This is a genomic window from Roseivirga sp. 4D4, from assembly GCF_001747095.1.
Classification (GTDB): domain Bacteria; phylum Bacteroidota; class Bacteroidia; order Cytophagales; family Cyclobacteriaceae; genus Roseivirga.
In genome coordinates this window covers 2,634,139-2,652,646 of the sequence record NZ_MDGP01000001.1, presented here as the reverse complement: position 1 = coordinate 2,652,646, position 18,508 = coordinate 2,634,139, and the positions used below count along the sequence as shown (strand labels likewise).

16 protein-coding genes are annotated in these 18,508 nt (G+C 42.9%); 5 read left to right on the top strand and 11 right to left on the bottom strand.

Annotated features, from left to right (window positions below; translation table 11 throughout):
- Nucleotides 1-3 precede the first annotated feature (3 nt).
- The 5 genes from BFP97_RS11660 to BFP97_RS11640 are packed head-to-tail and all read right to left on the bottom strand — an operon-like array spanning nucleotide 4 to nucleotide 3,764.
- Entirely contained in the window at nucleotides 4-534 is a 531-nt protein-coding gene (locus BFP97_RS11660; RefSeq protein ID WP_069842591.1) for a DinB family protein, read from the bottom strand.
- Nucleotides 535-591: 57 nt separating this feature from the next.
- Entirely contained in the window at nucleotides 592-1,050 is a 459-nt protein-coding gene (locus BFP97_RS11655) for a nuclear transport factor 2 family protein (RefSeq protein WP_069842590.1), read from the bottom strand.
- Nucleotides 1,050-1,769, bottom strand: a complete 720-nt coding sequence (locus BFP97_RS11650) for a LytR/AlgR family response regulator transcription factor (RefSeq protein WP_069842589.1) — start codon at nucleotides 1,767-1,769, stop codon at nucleotides 1,050-1,052. The genes BFP97_RS11655 and BFP97_RS11650 overlap by 1 nt, the downstream gene beginning before the upstream one ends.
- Nucleotides 1,766-2,806 (bottom strand): sensor histidine kinase, encoded by a 1,041-nt coding sequence (locus BFP97_RS11645; RefSeq protein ID WP_170827456.1) that lies wholly within the window; start codon nucleotides 2,804-2,806, stop codon nucleotides 1,766-1,768. Before BFP97_RS11645 ends, BFP97_RS11650 begins: the two co-directional genes overlap by 4 nt.
- Nucleotides 2,807-2,864: 58 nt before the next feature.
- Nucleotides 2,865-3,764, bottom strand: coding sequence for an alpha/beta fold hydrolase (locus BFP97_RS11640; protein WP_069844287.1), 900 nt, complete (start codon nucleotides 3,762-3,764; stop codon nucleotides 2,865-2,867).
- A gap of 259 nt (nucleotides 3,765-4,023) precedes the next feature.
- Here BFP97_RS11640 and BFP97_RS11635 point away from each other — a divergent pair, with 259 nt between their 5' ends.
- The 4 genes from BFP97_RS11635 to BFP97_RS11620 all read left to right on the top strand — a co-directional run bounded on the left by BFP97_RS11635 (nucleotide 4,024) and on the right by BFP97_RS11620 (nucleotide 11,061).
- On the top strand, nucleotides 4,024-4,338 hold the full coding sequence (locus tag BFP97_RS11635) for a PadR family transcriptional regulator (RefSeq protein WP_069842587.1): 315 nt from the start codon (nucleotides 4,024-4,026) through the stop codon (nucleotides 4,336-4,338).
- Nucleotides 4,338-7,016 carry an ABC transporter permease gene (locus BFP97_RS11630; protein WP_069842586.1) on the top strand — a complete coding sequence of 893 codons (2,679 nt, stop codon included), beginning with the start codon at nucleotides 4,338-4,340 and terminating at the stop codon, nucleotides 7,014-7,016. The genes BFP97_RS11635 and BFP97_RS11630 overlap by 1 nt, the downstream gene beginning before the upstream one ends.
- Nucleotides 7,016-9,715 carry an ABC transporter permease gene (locus BFP97_RS11625; protein WP_069842585.1) on the top strand — a complete coding sequence of 900 codons (2,700 nt, stop codon included), beginning with the start codon at nucleotides 7,016-7,018 and terminating at the stop codon, nucleotides 9,713-9,715. The genes BFP97_RS11630 and BFP97_RS11625 overlap by 1 nt, the downstream gene beginning before the upstream one ends.
- 77 nt (nucleotides 9,716-9,792) lie before the next feature.
- Nucleotides 9,793-11,061, top strand: a complete 1,269-nt coding sequence (locus BFP97_RS11620) for a replication-associated recombination protein A (protein WP_069842584.1) — start codon at nucleotides 9,793-9,795, stop codon at nucleotides 11,059-11,061.
- Between the two features lie 58 nt (nucleotides 11,062-11,119).
- On the opposite strand, the gene BFP97_RS11615 is transcribed toward BFP97_RS11620, so the two are convergent.
- The 3 genes from BFP97_RS11615 to BFP97_RS11605 form a co-directional block, all read right to left on the bottom strand.
- Nucleotides 11,120-12,526 carry a M64 family metallopeptidase gene (locus BFP97_RS11615; RefSeq protein ID WP_069842583.1) on the bottom strand — a complete coding sequence of 469 codons (1,407 nt, stop codon included), beginning with the start codon at nucleotides 12,524-12,526 and terminating at the stop codon, nucleotides 11,120-11,122.
- Nucleotides 12,523-12,996 carry a hypothetical protein gene (locus BFP97_RS11610; RefSeq protein WP_069842582.1) on the bottom strand — a complete coding sequence of 158 codons (474 nt, stop codon included), beginning with the start codon at nucleotides 12,994-12,996 and terminating at the stop codon, nucleotides 12,523-12,525. Before BFP97_RS11610 ends, BFP97_RS11615 begins: the two co-directional genes overlap by 4 nt.
- 63 nt (nucleotides 12,997-13,059) lie before the next feature.
- Nucleotides 13,060-13,815, bottom strand: a complete 756-nt coding sequence (locus tag BFP97_RS11605; protein ID WP_069842581.1) for a hypothetical protein — start codon at nucleotides 13,813-13,815, stop codon at nucleotides 13,060-13,062.
- Between the two features lie 84 nt (nucleotides 13,816-13,899).
- On the opposite strand from BFP97_RS11605, the gene BFP97_RS11600 reads away from it, so the two are divergent.
- Nucleotides 13,900-15,546 (top strand): M28 family metallopeptidase, encoded by a 1,647-nt coding sequence (locus BFP97_RS11600; protein WP_069844286.1) that lies wholly within the window; start codon nucleotides 13,900-13,902, stop codon nucleotides 15,544-15,546.
- A gap of 10 nt (nucleotides 15,547-15,556) precedes the next feature.
- Here the strand turns inward: BFP97_RS11600 and BFP97_RS11595 are convergent, their stop codons facing one another.
- From BFP97_RS11595 to BFP97_RS11585, 3 genes are read right to left on the bottom strand one after another with little or no spacing between them, the layout of a single operon-like run.
- Nucleotides 15,557-16,237, bottom strand: a complete 681-nt coding sequence (locus BFP97_RS11595; protein WP_069842580.1) for a hypothetical protein — start codon at nucleotides 16,235-16,237, stop codon at nucleotides 15,557-15,559.
- A gap of 32 nt (nucleotides 16,238-16,269) precedes the next feature.
- Nucleotides 16,270-16,998, bottom strand: a complete 729-nt coding sequence (locus tag BFP97_RS11590) for a nitroreductase family protein (RefSeq protein ID WP_069842579.1) — start codon at nucleotides 16,996-16,998, stop codon at nucleotides 16,270-16,272.
- A 1-nt stretch (nucleotide 16,999) separates the two neighbouring features.
- A complete protein-coding gene (locus BFP97_RS11585; RefSeq protein ID WP_069842578.1) occupies nucleotides 17,000-18,448 on the bottom strand; it encodes an SLC13 family permease in 1,449 nt (482 codons plus the stop codon).
- Between the last annotated feature and the right edge of the window lie 60 nt (nucleotides 18,449-18,508).

Here is an 18,508-nt window from a genome sequence, read left to right as displayed (position 1 = left end):
ATGTTAGACACCTTTTAAATATCTTCGAATCAGACCGTGATGGTGTTCGGCATGATAAATTGTAAAATAGAGCATTTCCCTCACTGTGATCTTGCCCATGAGCGGATGTGGAAAGATATACTTATCCATATCGGACCCAGACCAACCATCTAGCCTTTTGATCATGGCTTGGATAGCATCTTGAAGGTTCTTGACGTTCTTTTGGGCATTGACAAATTTTACCTTGCCCGGGCTATAGGCTGATGGAGCAGGACCATCATAATCAGATAGTTTATTCTGGTATTTCTCTACCAATTCGCGGTATTCTAAGCTGGGTCGATTTGCCTTTCCAAACTTATAGCCGATCATGAGCTTTGGAACCGTTAGCCCAGTGGTGACTGCTCTGACACTCTTGCTTAAATGTTCTGCCTGTTGGCCCGCGTTCCACTTGCCTTCGGGAGCATATTCGTACTCGTCTTGTGAAAGGTCGAGAAGAAAATCGCTCAGTCGTCCATATACCTCTTCTAGCTTTCCTATGATTTCCGCCCTGTTCATTGGGGAAAATTAAAGTTTAAGAAAAAGCTTCCCAAGGAAATAAATGGATTAATGTGACTATTCTATCGGTGTATCATGGAAGGCGGCCCTTTTCCAGATGCCCTCCTGAAAAACCCAAAGGTGGGTAACCCTCAATTGTCGGTCAAAGGCTTCTGAATAATGGTTCCCTTTGGTGTAAATGAGCCCAGTGATTACAGCGGAGTTCTCATAAAGCTGCACCTCAATTTCAGACATCTCATAGCGTTGCAAATTAAGCACACCGTTATTTAGGTCTTCTTTTCTTGAAGTGAGGTATTCAAACCAAGAGGTTTTGCCAAAGGCTTTGTTGGAATTGTTGGTATGCCGATAATCGCTTGTCGTATGCCGATCGAGGAAGTCTAAATCTCCTTCGGCAAATGCCAGGTTGAATTTGTCAAGGGTGGTCATAAGGTCCTTTTCTGTACCCTTTTCTAGGGTTTGTTGACAACCGAGGCTAAGGACTAAAAGTAAACTGAGGAGTAAATGTGTTCTTGACATTAGAAGCTCATTAACTCCCTGAATTTAATACTTTGTCTACGAGATACTTCTATTTCTTCACCATCCTTTAAGTAAACTTTTAAGGTGCCACTGAACCAGGGCTCAATTCTTTCGATGTATTTAAGGTTGATGATTTGCTGTCGGTTAGCCCGAAAGAATACTTCTGGATCAAGGCGACCTTCCATATAGTTGAGCGATCGGGGGATCATCGGTTTTTGATCTTTGAAGTAAATGCGTGTGTAGCTGCCCATGATTTCTAACACCCTGATTTCTGCTAAGCTTACGAACCAACATGCCTCACCGTCTTTGACAAATACCTGATTATTAAGCCCCAGTTGCTGGCTTTTTGCTTCTTGTTCAGCACGAAGTTTTATGGTTTCTCTAGCCTTTTCAAGGGCTAAGGAAAGGCGATCCTCTTTGACTGGTTTTTGAAGGTAATCCAGCGCGTTATGATCGAATGCTTTCATTGCATACTCATCGAATGCGGTGATAAAAATGATCTCAGGGACATCTTCTAGTTCTGCTAAAAGCCCGAAGCCATCTTTATCAGGCATTTGAATATCCAGAAATACCAATTCAGGTTTTAATTCCTCAATGAGCTCTTTTGCCTGCTCGGCATTTTCTGCTTCACCGATTACTCGAATGTCATCAAAAGTCTTTAGCAGGTGTTTGAGTTCCTGCCTGGCGAGGTGCGAGTCGTCTACAATAATTGATTTCATTGGATAGGTATATTGAGTGTAGCGGTGACGGTGTCTTTTGACGAGTTTTCCAGACTGAATTTTGCGAATGGGCCAAAGAGAATCTTCATGCGCTCTACCAGGTTTTTGAGGCCAATCCCTTCACGACCTTGTTTCTGTCCTAACTGACCTGTATTGGTGACTTTGATTACCAGAGCGTCTTCCTCTCTGCTCGATTCGATCCTAATAAATCCACCATTCTTTTGAATAGACAGACCATGTTTAATGGCGTTTTCAACAAGTAGTTGAATGGCCATAGGAGGAATACTAAGTTCCCGAGTTTCGTCTGCAATATTCAGTACATAGGCCAGCCGATCGTTGAATTGAATAGACTCTAATTGCAGGTAGTCCTGCACAATATCCATTTCCTGGCTCAGAGTGACTTTTTCTGATGCATTGAACTGAATAGAGTAACGTAAGAGATCGGAAATGTGGGTGACCATTTGCCTGGCTCGATTCTGATCTGATAGAATTAGAGAACGGATATTGTTCAGGGCATTGAATAAAAAATGTGGATTGATCTGGTTCTTCAGGATCATCAGCTCTGCTTCCTGTAAGTCAGTTTTCAGGGCTAATTTCTCCATTTCATTTTTGCGATTTTTCTCCGTGTTTTTGATGAAGAAATAAATGGTAGACCAGAGCATAAGTACCACATAGACACTAAAGACGTACCCACCAAAGGCTGCCCAGCTAAATGCTGATAAATCATCGAGTTTGAGGATGGAGTAGATAAAAATGTGGATGATACCTTGGGCGGCAATCGCTACAATCAAAGCGCCAATTAAGACGCGAACCGTCAGCTGAAGAATACTTAAATCAACCCAATTATTTCTGAGAATGTAGAGACGAAAAAAGTGTGAAAATAAAACAAGGGTAAAGAAGATGATGATTTGAAGTAGGATGGCGGACTGAGTGATTGCCCCCAACCCTCCAAAAATAACAATCATGGCAGTTGAGAAGGCTATATAAAGAAGCCACCCTCCGATTTGACATAGCCAGTAAACGAGTTTCTTATTCATAGTTGTGAAGAATGGTGGATAATTTAACATTTATCACCCACCATTCATGAATTGTGATTTAGAGGAATTTTTTCAACCAGCCGTAGAAGAACTCAGGGTCGTCCCACATGATGAAGTGGTTACCAATGTCCGTCATGTCAACTATCACGTTATTGAGTTTCTCATACTGACCGGTATAGATAGCTAGAGTACTTTCTCTGGTACTGCCGTAAGGTTTGTAAGCCACCCATGCACCTAATACCAATGTGGGCACTTTGATTTTGACCAAGTCTTCACGAATGTCAGTAGTGTACATTTCATACATAGATTGCCCTACGGTGTGCAGGTCGCTATCGGCACCCCAGCCAGCCGCAATTTCAATTTTATCCTTGTCAATAATCATTGTCTGAAGCATTTGCTTTTGGTAAGCTACCTTGTTAGCTCTGGGCTGGTCAGCACTGGCGGCAACCATAGACTTCATTTGATTAGCCATTTGTTCTGCTTGCTCAGGAGTTTGTGCTTGTGGCATTTGAACCTGTGTTAAGTAAGGAAGAGAATCTACAATGACCAGTTTGGAAGGAAGGTCTGGTCTTTTGATCGCAATATTCAAAGCCATAAAGCCGCCAAGGCTATGTCCAATGATGATGGGCTTTTCGATATTGTTTTCATCAATGTAGTCCAACACCATGGCTTCCACCTGCTTGAAGAAACCAGCTTCTAGGTCTTCTAAAGGTGCATTGCCTGCAAAGCCCGGTAGTGTCATGACATGGTACTGGTAGTTATTGCCCATAGCCTCGATGGTCTCATCCCAAACGGAGCCGTCACAGGTGAGGCCAGGAATCATAATTACAGGCTGACCTTTACCGATGACTCTGGTCTTAATACCTGGTGCTACTTCGCCATAAGACAGATGATTACTTATGGCAAACAAGATGCTGATAAGCGTGAGAATGCTAAATTTTAAGATGCGTTGTTTCATGATATTTTGATTTTTTGTTTGATCAAACTTACGCTGAGCGCTTCGCATCAAGTGGAGGTTTTAAGGGAACGGAAGAAATTCCTCGGGAGCGGAAGGCCTCGTTTTACTCGGCAGTTATTGATGAATTAGCTGATTAGTGCGGTTTTTGGTCAGATTTCTAGACCACTGATATATATCCTAAACAAATATTTACTTAATAATTTGATTACCTAAACAAATGTTTTGTATACTTGTGTTTAGGAAATAAGGATTTCGAATTATGAATCAGACACTAGGAGCCCTCGAAGAATTGATTCTCTTGCTCGTTTTAAGAGAAAGAGAGTCATATGGAGCAGAGTTAGTCAAGCTATACGCAGAGCACACTAACAAGTCGATCACTTTGCCAGCGGTGGTGATGGTACTGAAGCGGCTGGAGAAAAAGAAGATGTTGAAATCCTACACCGGAGACCCTTCTGCCCAGCGAGGAGGAAGAAGAAAAGTAATGTATGAAGCCACCGAACTTGGTTATCATAGTGCCGAAGAAGCGGTCAAAACCAAAACCCAAATCTGGGATATGGTGCCCAAAATGTCTTGATGGAAAACAACAAGCTCATAGCACCTCCAAAGTTTGCTGAATGGTTAGTGAAGCTATTTTGTCGGAAGGACTATGCAGAAGAGGTACTGGGCGATGTACACGAAGTGTACTGCTGGCGAGTAGAAGAGAGGGGTAAAACGGTCGCCAATCTCCGATATTTTTTAGATGCATTTTCGGCCATGCGGTTGATGAGAATACACAACAAAACAACGGTCAAACTTAATTTTTTAGCAATGATTTCTTTAAAGGTCACACTACGCACATTTATGCGTAACAAATCTCAAACGGTCACCAACCTATTTGGTCTTGCCTGTGGGTTCATGGTTTTTCTAGCCATTTTTCAGTACGTCTCATTCGAGAAGAATTACGACACATTTATTCCAGAACACGAGAATCTATTTCGTGTTAATAGCACGCTTTTACGCGATACACTCTTGGTCTTTGAGAATGCCGAGGCGGTTCCTGCCGTGGGCCGAAATGCCTATGAGTTAATTCCTCAGGTTGAAGGTTACTTTAAACTCTTCAATTCTGGTAGTGAGAACAATTGCGTTATCAGCCTGGATGATCGAGGGAAAAACTCCTTCAATGAGTCTGGTGTCATGCATGCTACAGCGAATGCTCCAAAGATACTTGGCTTAAATATGATAGAAGGTGATGCCGAATTCGTTTTAGACCAGCCTTTTGAGATAATCATATCAAAGTCATTCCAACAAAAGTATTTCCAGGGAGCATCTGCGGTTGGCAAAACGATCATTTTCGATGATGATGATGAAAATCACGAGGTGCTTACTGTCAGTGGTGTGTTTGAGGATTTTCCCGGAGACTCTCATCTAGCCTTTGATATGCTCATTTCATTCGAAACACTTTTTACCCGAGAGGTGAAGAGAGACCTGACGGCAAGGTTTCGCTATGATGAAGATTGGGAAGGTGCTCATGACTTTCTAACCTATTTAAAACTGACGCCTGATGCGGACCATGAATCAATTACTACGGTACTTGAAGAAAATATTAACGCGCCAATAACCTACCCAGGATACGCTTATCAGTTGAGTTTAATGCCAGTGGCTAGCATCCACACTTCTGCCGCTATCAGGGAAGAGGTTAAAGCTGTAGCTGATGTTCAAAAACTGAATACCCTGCTGATTTTGGGTGTTTTCGTACTGGTACTGGCTTGGGTTAACTTCATTAACCTGACTACGGCTACCGCCTTGGGTCGTGCTAAAGAGACTGGTATGCGAAAGGTGCTAGGTGGAACAAGAAAACAGCTGGTATGGCAGTTTTTGTTTGAGTCGGTTCTAACCGGTTTCATTGCCTTTGCCATTGGTATTCTATTCTTCAGCCTGAGCTTCACTTACTTCAATGAGTTTTTACCCGTAGCTGAAAAGTGGTATCTCTTTAATGATGTAAAGAATATACTCCTGATCGGTGGAATCATTCTTACATCAGGTTTGGTGGCTGGTATCTATCCGGCTTTCGTCTTGTCAGGTTTTAAACCTGCAACGGTACTCAAAGGCGTTTTTAAAACTTCAGGAAGTGGACTGTTGGTAAGAAAAGGGCTAGTGATTTTACAGGCGGGCATATCAATATTCCTGATTACCGGATTACTGGCCATTGTGAAGCAAGTGGACTTTATGATGAACAACGATCTGGGCATGGAGCCAGAGCAGGTTTTGGTCATTGCAAAACCAGGTAACCTTAATATGATTGCCGATGAGGATAGAGATCATAAAAACCTATTCAAATCATTATTGAGCTCAAAATCTTTTGTAAAAGACTATGCCGTCACTGATGCCTTACCGGGCAGTGTGCTCCGAAAAGGAAAGGACATCAACTTGACGGAGGTTGAAGAGAACGAAATTGAGGCCCGAGCCATTTATGTGGAGTATGACTACTTCAAGTTGCTCGATATACCATTTATAGCCGGTCGTGACTTTAGAAATACTATTGTGGACGAAAAATCTGTGGTACTGAATGAATCTGCGGTAAAGGCATTGGGCTTTAGTAATCCTGAGGAAGTGGTTAACCAAAGGTTATATGAAGGAGATGAGTGGGTGAATGTTATCGGTGTTATTTCAGATTATCATCACACAAGTTTGAAAAGCGAGGTGGTGCCAATGATTGTTGGAACACGCAGTTGGGGCTTGGACTATCACTTGGTTAAAATCGATGGTGGTTCCATTCAAAAGAGTCTGGCCGAAGTGGAAGAGGCCTTTAATACGGTGTTCCCTGGAAATCCTTTTGACTACTATTTTCTGGACGATCACTTCGAACAAAACTATCAAGATGAGCAGCGTTTCGGCCGATCGTTTGGCTTCTTCGCCCTGATCGCGATACTGATCGCCAGTATTGGTCTCTATAGTCTATCGTCTTTCATTACGTTGTCTCGAAGCAAGGAAATTGGTATTCGAAAAGTGTTGGGTGCAAAAGCATCCAGTATTGTGAATCATTTGAACAGAGATTTTCTAGTGTTGATTTTACTGGCAGCCGTGGTGACCACACCACTATCGTTATGGGCTGTAGAAGGCTGGCTGGAATCCTTTCCGTATCGAATAAGTCTCGGGGTTTTGTTTTTTGTACTTCCCGGTTTGATCATTCTATTGGTTAGCCTGGTGAGTGTGAGTCTCAAGACGGTAGCCGCATCAAGGGTGAATCCGATTAACCTTTTACATAGGGAATAATGATGGAAGGCAAAAGACCTAAATCCCCTCCTAGGTTAGCTACTTGGTTGCTCGGCAAATTTTGTCGGAAAGAATATCTGAATGAAGTTCAGGGAGATCTTTTGGAGGTATTTGAATGGAGGGTCCAGAAGAGGGGAGTGCTGTTTGCTCAAATCTGGTATTTGGCTGATGTGATAAGTGCTTTGCGCCTGTTCAAGCCTACAAAATCAAAGCCCAGCGCCTTTAATGGCTTATTATTGAGCTTTGTCAAAAGTTCCTTCAGAAACTTTAGAAGACATTGGTCCTACAGTCTGTTGAACTTATTGGGACTTTCTTCCGGAATAGCCATTGCCTTATTGATTATGCAGCACGTTTCCGATGAGTTGGACTATGATCAGTTCAGCCAGGCAGAAACAATGTATCGGGTAGAGAATAACTACATCAGGTTTGGGCAGACGATTTATGAAAGTGCCATGACATTCTCAGGTGTAGCACCTGCTATGATCAAGGAGCTTCCCGAAGTGGAAATGGCTGCCAGATTATATAATATCTCCGAAGATCGGGGTGGTGCGAATATTATTACCAGCCTGGAAAACCCATCGATCAACTATCAAGAACCGGCCTCCTATTTTGCTGATCGTGAGATTGTCGATCTCTTTGATATTTCTGTGGTCTCTGGTGTTAATGGTTTGACTGAACCCAATACAGCTTTGATCACAGAAGAATATGCAGAGAAGTTCTTTGGAAGTTCGGCAGGAGCTTTGGGTCAGACGATTCGCTTCAGCAACGTTCTTTTTTCTAAGGACCTAAAAGTCGTTGGCATTATAAGAGTACCCGATTTCAATATGCAGGTAAGCCTTAAAGTGCTGATCTCCTATGCCACATTGTATACACTGGAGGGAGGAGAAGACGATTATAGTAACAACTGGGGAAACTACTCTTTTCTAACCTATGTGAAATTAAGATCGGATGCCGACCCAAGGGTAATCGAGGAAAAAATGTCCTCAATTACACTTAAGTACAAACAGGGCTACACCGAAAAGGATGAAAATGGTGAATACCTAAGGGTTAACTCATATTTTCTTACTCCTGTAAAGGACGTTCATCTGAATTCAACCTATCAGAATGAAGTTGGACGGGTGGGGGACAGCACCGCGATACAAATGCTGATCATTATTACGGTTTTCATACTGATCATTGCATGGGTGAATTATATAAACCTGTCCACCGCCCGATCATTAGACAGGGCCAAAGAAGTGGGGCTTAGAAAAGTACTTGGCGCTAAAATGAATGAGCTCATTGGCCAATTCTTTACCGAGGCCTTTTTGTTAAATCTAATGGCCTTATTAATTGCCTTAGGGTCCGTTTTACTATTACAATCTTCCTACAATAACTTCATTGAAAAGGAGTTGAGCTTAGGCGCTATCGATTGGAGTAAATATGGAGGTATCGCAGCGATTATTTTTTGTGTAGGCATGCTGCTTTCTGGCTTGTATCCGGCCATAATCATTGCTCGCTATAAAACCTTAGATGCTTTCAAAAAGAAGTTGAGCGTAACAACATCAGGCGTCAGCTTGAGGCAAGCCCTGGTTGTTTTTCAACTATTGATTACTTCTGTACTAATTATAGGTACTTATACGATCAAGGAGCAGATCGACTTTATGAAAAGTAGAACGCTGGGTTTCGACAAAGAACAAATCCTAATTCTCAAAAATCCGACCATAAGAAATGGAAGTAGCCTGGAAGAGCGGGTTGGAGACATTCGACTCTTCAAAGAAAGGGTAGCGGCCATACCTGGGGTTGGTTCGGTGGGTACTACCACTGAAATACCAGGGAGTGGGATATTAAGAGGTATTGCCATATCCACTGTCTCTGAGAGTGAAGCACATATGCATGCTATTGAACGCGTTTTGGTTGACAATCACTTTCTGGATATTCTGAATGTCAACTTTGTTGCAGGCTCAAATTTTGATCCCCAGAGAGCTTATAGTACTACTCCTATTGTTCTGAATGTTTCTGCTGCCAAGGAGCTTGGTTTTCTGGATCCAAAGGAAGCGATCGGTAAAACGATTTATGAATTTACCCGGGAGCCCAGAGAGATTGTCGGCATTATTGAAGACTATCATCATGAGTCTCTGAATAGACCGAAAGACCCCATGTATTTTGTGAGAAGCGAAGCCTTTGATTCATACTATGCCTTAGGTCTAAGTTCAGATCAAGTGCAGAAAGTAGTTAAATCTGTAGAGCAGGTATTTGGCGAAGTATTTCCGGGCAATCCACCTGAGTATTTCTTTCTTGACAGCCATTTTGATGGTCAGTACAGGTCTGATGAGCTTAACTCCAAAGTGTTTACAGTTTTTGCATTGTTGGCCATTACTGTGGCATGTCTTGGACTCTACGGACTTTCTTCCTTTGCCACTTCGCAAAGGGCAAAAGAGATGGGAATAAGGAAGGTTCTGGGTGCGAGAGTATTTACAATTTTTTCTCTGTTGACCAGAGAGATATTGACCCTTGCGCTTTTGGGCTTTGTGCTTGCAGTACCATTGGCGTACTATGGGATTAACCGTTGGCTAAATAGTTTTGCTTTCCATATCGATATTTCGAGCTTCCTGTTCTTCATTCCCATGATCTTGGTCTTGGGTGTGGCCTTGCTTGCGGTGAGTCAAAAGATCATAAAAACCGCGGTAACCAATCCGGTTGAGTCATTGCGATATGAATGACGCTTACGGTTGAATTCTTATTCGAATTTCTTAACCGGTATACTGATTCTCTCAACCAACATTCCTAATTTCAGGGAATGAATTACGCTTCCAAACCTCTTGCTGAACGCATCAGACCACAGACCTTGGATGACCTGATTGGTCAGGAGCATTTGGTGGGTAAGAATGGGGTTTTGAGAAGGGCCATTGAGTCTGGGAGCATTCCTTCAATGATTCTTTGGGGACCTCCTGGTGTAGGTAAAACGACCATTGCCAACATCATCGCAAATGCAGTGAAAGCGCCATTTTTCACCTTGAGTGCGATTAGTTCAGGAGTGAAGGAAGTCAGAGAGGTAATTCAAAGGGCTAAGTTCCAGACCAACACCATTCTCTTTATTGACGAGATCCATCGGTTTACCAAGTCTCAACAAGATGCACTCCTAGGTGCGGTGGAGAAGGGAGACATTACCTTGATAGGTGCCACCACCGAGAACCCTTCGTTCGAGGTGAATTCTGCATTGCTCTCTCGGTCTCAGGTATACACGCTTAAAGCCCTTTCGAAAGAGGATTTGGAACGCTTGGTTCAACTCGCTCTTGAGAAAGATGAAATCCTCAGTAAAAAGAAGGTTGAGCTCAAAGAGACTCAAGCCTTGTTCAGTATTTCGGGAGGTGATGCTCGGAAATTACTCAACCTACTCGACCTGGTTGTTGAAAACCTGGGTGGGGAGAAGGTAACCGTGACGGATGATAAGGTCCTCGAGATTGCACAACAGCGTGTGGCGATCTATGATAAATCTGGAGATCAGCATTATGACATTATCTCGGCCTTTATCAAGTCCATTAGAGGAAGTGATCCGAATGCTGCGGTTTACTATCTGGCGCGGATGATAGAAGGGGGAGAAGACATTAAGTTCATCGCCAGAAGATTGGTGATTTTGGCTTCCGAAGATATTGGCAATGCAAACCCCACTGCTTTGGTTATTGCGACCAATGCTTTCCAAGCCGTGAATTTAATCGGCTATCCTGAAGGTCGAATTATACTTTCTCAGGCAGTCACTTATTTGGCCTCTTCACCTAAAAGCAACGCTGCGTATATGGCGATTAACCAGGCGCAAAGCATTGTCCGAAAAACGGGCGATCTATCCGTACCGATGCCGATCAGAAATGCACCGACTAAATTAATGAAGGAAGAGGGCTATGGTAAAGGCTATAAGTACGCACACGATTTTCCAGGGAATTTTGTAGATCAGGAGTTTCTGCCTGACGAAATCAAGGGTACTAAGCTTTACGATCCAGGGAAGAATGCGCGTGAAGAAGAAATGCGTAAGCGCCTCAAGGTGATGTGGAAAGAGAAGTATGGGTATTAGAGTACTGCGTATCTAGTATTGAGTAGTTAGACTTTTGGTCAGTGTTTCTTTAAGTAGGCTATTTCAAGATTTTGTGAACAACTAATCTATCTCCAACTACCATCTGCACTAAGTATATTCCCTTTTTAAGTTGAGCTGTGTTGATCTCGAACACTTGATCTCCGGGTGGAAGAATTCTGTCGGGCACTTTCTGATGAGCCTGACCATCCATACCTACTAGTTGTAGGTTAAAGTTGACGGTTTGTGTGTTACTGAAAGTGATTGTGAGCAAGTCTGATGTCGGATTTGGATAAGCCTTGAATCCGATTTCCTCAATGAATGGATCGTCAATTGAAGTAATAATGTCGGGTGTCAAGTCCGCTCTGATGATCAGGAACCGTTTTTGGTTGCTTGAAACAGTTTCTGGAGAGGTACTTCTATCGATAGTCCAGGTAATGCTTTGTGCATTAAGAACATCCAGGCGCGATAAAGCTGTCGTATCAACAAGGGTAAGTTTTAGCTCATTAGACCCATTCAAAAAGTCAGAGGTAGCAACTGAAAGTGTATTGTTGTTTTTTGCCAAAGTGTCACCGTTCAAAAGCCACCATGTTTTCAAAGTATTCGGTGTTGGCTCCAGGGTGGATACATCAAAGTTGTTTTGACTATTCAGACCGTTCTGAGATTCAGGTGTGAAGTCATCGTAGTTGATAGTCAGTTCGCTGAATGTATTTATAAATGTCTGGTTGCAAACAGCACAAAAAGGGACCCCTAAAAATTGCATTTTACAATTCTGGTGAGGTTTTTTCCAGGTAGCATCTCCGCTATGAGAATAAATACCAATATCGAAATCACCCATCCAATTTGCCCATTTGACTTGAAGAGGATTGGTCTCCTGTGTCATGTTAGCGGTTTCCCTGGCAAATTGTGATCCTGCCCAGTATTCGTCTGACAGTCCTGCCATGGAGTGGCCAATTTCATGTATAGCGATTTCACCGGCTGAAGCATTGGTTGAGGAAGTGGCTAGCCAACCACCGCTGCCGCCATACTTGTCATCATTAACCAAAACGAAGGCCTGGTCATATTGAGGGAAATTATCGGCTAAGACTGACGCTACAACACCGTTTTTGGTGGGAACCAACAGTCGGTCGATGTCAGCAAAGTTATATGTGCTTCCAAAATAGTTGTCTATTAGATTACTTGGGTCTCTGGCGGCCCCTCTTTCATTAGATGGAACTTTGATTGCTATTACATTAAAATGGTTGCTGTATTCTTTAAATGGTGTAGCATCGAAAAGTTGGGCAGTGATATTGTTAATGTCAGTAATGTACTTATCCAAATCTTCCGCTAAATACCCATCACCAAGGAACACAAGATTAATTCTGTTTTCACCGGGGCCATTATAGATCAGCGTATCAGTAGGAAATGTTTGCCCAAAACTGATTGAACAACTCACAATTAATGCCGCTATTATCAATCTTAATCTCATTGTTCGTCAAGTTTTAGGGTTGTAATAAGCTCATTGGTATTATGCGAAATGGAGATGTTGTCCATTCTGCTAGAGTAGTTAACCCTTAAAACCACTGAGGACTTGTCAAGCTCCACCTGTTGTCTGGAGAAGGTGCCATTCTCAGAAGGTACTTCTACAACTTTATTCAATGGGTTTTCAATGGCAACCTCTAACAAGGAGTTTCCTTTTCTGTCATTAAAACTGACCTTAAAGAATTCAGAAAGACTTAGCTCCGATGGCATCGGTCTTTTAATCTTGCCATCTACTAACTTTTGATTTAAGATTTTGAAAGAGATTGAATCGTCAGACTTAGTAGCTTCTAAAGTCAAGAACAGAATTTCATCCTTGATATCAGCTCTCTGATTTGAATCGTTCCTAAGGTTTGAAATCGGACTACAGGCATATACACAAGTTAGAAGGAAACAAAGGTAGAATGTATGCCTCTTCATATGTGTAGGTTAAATGTTGATAAAGTACTAATGGAAGATAAGCCAAAGTACTTGATTAATAAACTATAAATCCTTTTTAAGATACACCTTCATGGTTTCAGCACCACCTTTTTGCGTCCAGATCATTTGATCGTTTGCGAAGGAAACTTCCCATTTGACGTTGGTCTTGCCATCTTGGGTCATAATGCTTAGTGATGGAGAGTGGGAACCAATATGCCAAATGCCCATCTCTGTTCTTTCATTGTTTTCATCGAACTTTCGATATTCTCTGTCCCATCGGAAAAGGTAGGCACCGGGTCGCATCGAGTATTCGGATTTGACCACACCTGTTTCAGGGTCGAGGCCTTCAGCTTTTTCAATGCTCCACCTCCCCACGATTTTGTCCCATGGGGCCAGTGGCTTATAAGTGGCTCTCTTTAAGGTCACTTTTACACCTGTACCGTCTTCTACCCTCTGCCAAGTCATGCCATCATTGCTTAGGTTGATCTTGAAGGCTCCGTATTCATCGGCTTTTCCCTCAGTGGCTTGTATAAGCTCTTTCGTATCCTGGTCGTAGTTATAACTGCCATAGAAGTTTTGCAGCCATCCATTGCCGGAAGAGAGTGTGCCATCGGGAAGAAATTCAAACCATTTGGCCGTAGGCGTGAGTGTCTCTTCGCCTACTATGACCTCGGTGACTTCCCAAAGTCCCACCAAGGGAGAGGGTTCAAGGCTATAATTTCCTGTCTTCTGATTGGCAATATCAGAATAGCTTTGGGCAGAAAGGGGGACGATCGATAAGATTAAGACAAAATTCAATACAGAACTGAAGCACTTCATAACATAAAACTAATCACCTAGTTCAACTAAGCCATATTAGCCGGCAAAAATTATTTATCTTCAACTCCCCTAATGATTAGCATTATGAAGAAAATCGTACCTGGCCTATTGGTAGCCTTATTTTTTGCGGGTTGTCAGTCACAAGAAACTACCGAGATTCCTGAAGTCACCATTGATACACTTACCATAGATAGGCATATGTCCATCTTGGCATCAGATGAGTTTTTAGGTAGAAAGCCTTTTACTGAAGGTGAGGAAAAGACAATCTATTATCTGGAGTCAGAGTTGAAAACGATGGGAGTCAAGCCTGGTAATGGTGATAGCTATTTTCAAGAAGTGCCATTGGTTGAGATTACCGGAACCCAATCTGAGGTAATGACTGTCAAAGGAAATGGGAAAACGCTAGAGTTTGAAACCGGCAATTCCGTGGTGGTGTATACCGAGCGTGTCGAAGAGAAAGTTTCCATTGAAAACTCGGAGTTGGTGTATGCAGGTTTCGGAATTGTTGCACCAGAATATGGGTGGAATGACTATGAGGGGCTTGACGTAAAGGGCAAAACGGTAGTTGTCTTAGTGAATGATCCGGGTTTTGGTTCTGGAGATAGCACGTTGTTCAAAGGAGATCAAATGACTTATTATGGCAGGTGGACTTATAAGTATGAGGAGGCCGCCAGACAGGGAGCTGCGGGTGTGCTGATCGTTCATGAGACCGTTCCGGCTGGTTACCCATGGTTGGTGGTTGAGAGTTCCTGGACAGGGGCTAAACTTAATCTTGATGATGCAAACCCGCCTTATAAATGCGCTATTCAGGGTTGGATTACTAGAAATACTGCTGTCTCACTTTTTAGAGAAGCCGGAATTAAAGATTATTCAGACCTGGCAAAAAGCAAGGATTTTAAACCCGTTTCTATGGGTTTGACAGCAAGTGTGGGAGTTGAAAATGCCATCAAAAAGGATATGTCCAGAAATGTAGTGGGAATGATCGAAGGGACTGAAAGACCTGATGAATACATTATCTATTCTGCACATTGGGATCACCTGGGTGTGGGAGCCCCTATAGATGGTGATTCCATTTACAATGGAGCACACGATAATGCCACGGGGGTTACAGGAATGTTGGGTATTGCTGAGGCATTCGCTAAACTAGAAACTAAACCTGAGCGATCGGTGGTATTCCTATTTGTCACGGCTGAAGAGCAGGGTTTGCTGGGTTCTGCTTACTATGGTCAAAACCCAATTTTCCCACCAAACCAGACGGTTGCCAATATTAACATGGACGGGCTTCCAGCATATGGAGAGATGAAAGACCTGACAATTACGGGTTATGGTCAATCGGAACTCGATAAGTATGCTACCGCTGAGGCCGAAAAACAGGGAAGGTATGTGATACCGGATCCAGACCCAGGAAAAGGTTACTTCTTCAGATCAGATCATTTCAATTTTGCCAAGGTTGGGATTCCAGCACTGTACGCCTCTGGTTCCTATGAATCCATGGAAAAGGGAGTTGAGTTTACTGACCAGAAAACCCAAGAGTACTTGGCCATTAGGTATCACCAACCACAGGATAATTACTTACCTGATGAATGGGACTTGAAGGGCATTGCTCAGGATGCTAAGCTCTTGTTCAATGTAGGCTACCGCATTGCCAATGAGACCTATTTTCCACAATGGAATGAGGGCTCAGAGTTCAAAGCTAAGCGTGATGCTGATATGAGTCTAAGGAAGCGTTAAGTCAAAAGAGTTATTTGATTTTGACCACTACGGACATATCCTTTTTGGCATCTTCATCCTTAAACGGATAAACGATCCAGCGAATCGTGTTGTCGTCTTTCCGCTCGTACTCCTCATTCGAGAATGATTTGATCTTTTTCGCAAAAGCTATTTCACTAGCGAAATACAAGTCACCGAACATCATCTTCATCATGCCCATATCAATTTCTTCGTCACCTGCTCCTTGATTTAAGCCTTCTTCAAAGGACTCAAGGATTCGATTAATACCCGTTCTGGTGATCGTTTTCTTGTTCATGCTGTAAAACTCGAACATCTCAATTTCAGATTTTGTGGAGTCGGCTAGATAGGTGCTCATACCTTCATTGAGTGCATCTATATCGGCAAAATCAAATCCCACAGTAACTGTAAAGTTTTCATCGTCAAATTCAGTTCTGACATTGCTGACACCATCAATAGCTTCTAGTTTCGCGACCATTTTGTTCTCGTCCATGTTCATGTCGCTCATCATTTTTTCGGAAGAGATGTCTTCACCGCTCATTTCGGCCAGGGCTTTCAACTGATTCATGTCTACCGAGAAGGTATATTCACCACTACCATTGGCATTGAAGAATACTCTTTCAATGAAATTGATGCAAGAAGTTGCGCTGATGCAGACAAATAGAATTAGGAATGTGGTTAGAAGTTTTTTCATGGTTGAATTTTGGTTGTGACTGAATATAAAAATTAAACTTCAAAGATCACTTCTTCATTTGGAACTCTGAAGCGTTCGGAGTATACACCTTCTTTCAATCCAGGGCCGCAACCGATGACCATATTGATTTCGGCTTTTCTGGGGAGGCCCAAGAATTTCTTTATGCGTTTGGCGTCCATGCCTTCCATAGGACATGTATTGTATCCTTCGGCCTGCATACTCATCATAAAATTTTGAGATGCTAGTCCGGCACTTTTGTGTACTGAGATTCTGATATCAGCACGGTTACCGTGTCTGACCATCGGTCGCTTGAGGCCTACAAAAAAGTAGATGAGTTTTTTAATCACGCCCCAAAGATCCAGCGGATCGGAGTAATAATATTTGGGAATAAGGTTTTTGTAATAGCCAATGGCTCTCTTAGCACCCTTGTCTTCTTTTCCGGCATAGACCGCTTCAATTTCTTTGAGCAAGACCCGTTGTCGCTTCCTCCATAAATCTCGTCTCGTAACCACTACCACTAGTTCTCTGGCTGTCTTGGCCGCCTTTTGATTCATACACATCCAGGCCACTTGTTTTAATGCATCTGGTGATTTGATACGATAGAATTCCCAGAGCTGCATATTGCTGCTATTCGGTGCAAGCACAGCCCTTTCTATACTTCGCTTTACCGCTTCATGATCAAAAGATGCTTCAGCATCGTAAATTCTAACGGATCGCCTTTCTTGTACAAGTTGATCGAAAATGACAGCTGATTCTTTCATATCAATAAATGGCTGGTATTAAAGTCTGCGATAGGATGACAAGCAATATGATGGCAATGATATTCAAAAGAATTCCGGCCCTCATCATGTCTTTGATTCGAATCATTCCACTGGAGAAAACAATGGCATTAGGTGGTGTAGATATTGGCATCATAAAGGCATAACTCGCAGCCAAAGTTACGGGCATGGTCAGATACATCGGGTTAACGTTGAGGCTGACAGATATGCCAATCACCACGGGTACAAAAATGACCGTGAGGGCTACATTACTCATCAGTTCGGTCATGAAAAGCATGAATGCAGTTAGGCCCGCAATCAATAAGATAGGAGAGATATCACCATTACCAGCGATAGTTTCGCCCACTACTTGAACAATATTGGATTTCTCCATGGCCTTGGCTAAGGTTAGTCCTCCTCCAAATAATAAGAGGATTCCCCAGGGCAACTTCGATGTATATTCCCACTCTAAAAGGAACTTGGTCTTCTTGATCTCAAGGGGCGTAATAAACATGAGTATACCCCCTGCAATAGCAATGATGGAGTCGTTCAACAAGTTGGTGTCGAACCAATTGTTAATGCTCCCACGCAGAATCCAGGCAAGGGCTGTCGCGACAAAGATGACCGCAACCCTCTTTTCTGCTTTGCTGATTTCTCCTAGTTCAGCAAGCTGGTCTTCGATGACTTGTGCAGAGTCAGATAGCTTGGCAATACCACTAGGGTAAAGGACTTTGGTAATGAGGAAGTAAGTTATGCCAAGCATGATGAGGCATATGGGCAAACCTACACTGAGATACTTGGCAAATGTCACCTCAGTATTGAGCATGTCGCTCATAAAACCCACCCATGCTACATTCGGGGGCGTTCCTATAATGGTAGCCGTACCTCCTATGTTCGCTGAGTAGGCGATGCCCAACATTAAGGATAGTGCAAAGCGTTTCTTTCCTTTTTCTGAGGCCTGATCGATTCCGAGTAAATTGATGATGGAAAGTCCTATAGGTAACATCATCACTGTGGTCGCAGTATTGCTGATCCACATGGAAATGAAGGCAGTGGTTAGCATGAAGCCCAAAATGATGCCATTCGGATTGGTGCCCGTGAGCCTAATCAGATTTAATGCAATTCGCTTATGGAGGTTATGTCGTTCCATCGCCAAGCCCAGCATAAAGCCTCCCATGAATAAGAAGATGATCTTATTGGCATAAGGTGCCGTTGCTTCATCAACAGTGAAGATTCCGGTCAACGGGAAGAGGACAATTGGGAGTAGAGCCGTTACAGCAATAGGTGCGGCTTCTGTGATCCACCAGACCACCATCCAGGCCGCTACGGCTATAACTTTCCAGGCCTCAGGGCTCAATGATGATGAGGGACTCCAAAGCGTTAATAATGCAAAAAGAGCAGGTCCTGCAACCAGACCAAAGATTTTTGCACCATGAAATTCGGGTTGTTTCAAAATTGCACCGATTAAAATGATTGCATGAAACCAAAAGTACAGCTCTTAACCGTCCGAACT